The organism is Streptomyces sp. MB09-02B (assembly GCF_033794485.1).
Taxonomy (GTDB): Bacteria; Actinomycetota; Actinomycetes; order Streptomycetales; family Streptomycetaceae; genus Streptomyces.
On the sequence record NZ_JARGEE010000987.1, the window covers coordinates 1 to 660 of the forward strand.

General features: G+C 63.2%; 1 protein-coding gene and 1 pseudogene. One reads left to right on the plus strand and one right to left on the minus strand.

The genetic code is table 11. The features are described 5' to 3' along the window. A partial coding sequence (locus P1P70_RS45980; protein ID WP_413471704.1) for a twin-arginine translocation signal domain-containing protein occupies nucleotides 1-108 on the minus strand: 108 nt, incomplete at its 3' end. A gap of 351 nt (nucleotides 109-459) precedes the next feature. On the opposite strand from P1P70_RS45980, the pseudogene P1P70_RS45490 reads away from it, so the two are divergent. Continuing rightward, nucleotides 460-660: pseudogene (locus tag P1P70_RS45490) on the plus strand (beta-xylosidase); the annotation flags it as partial.

A 660-nucleotide genomic window follows, 5' to 3' on the forward strand; every position in this document is an offset into this window, starting at 1 on the left:
GGTGGAGGCGGCGTGCGCGGGGCCGGCCAGAGCGGGCGTGACGACGGCGGCGACCGTCATGGCGGCCATGCCCATCAACACTTTTCGGCGAGTGAGCGGTTCTGACAAGGGAGTTCACTCCTGACTGTCCTCAGGACAGCACGGACCGTGCTGCGGATCAGCATGCGGACCGAACAGATCGGATGAGTCATCAGCGAGGGTGGGCGTGTACGGGAGCCGCACGAAGGCGTACATCCCACCGGGATGACACTGGATGTATTAATGGGCAACAGGTCAGACTCTGTCCAGAGGGCGGACGAAACTACTCGGTACCCACCAGGGAGTCAGTCCACAGGGAGAGACTGGATTGCTATACGTCGGATGTATCAAGTCTTGACGGGCCCACCCCTCCGCTCTACCGTCCAGCGACAGAGCCGCACACATACCAACAATTCCGCAAACCGTTGGTGAGGAACTCCCATGCTCCGACGCACACTCGCGCTCGTGCTGGCCGCCACGATGAGCGTGTTCACCCTGCTGGTGGCCGGATCGCCCGCCCAGGCCGCCCCGGTCACCGTGACCAACGCGACCCAGTTCACCGACACCACCGGAGCGGTCGTCCACGCCCATGGCGGTGGTGTGATCAAGGTCGGCTCCTTCTACTACTGGTTCGGTGAGAAC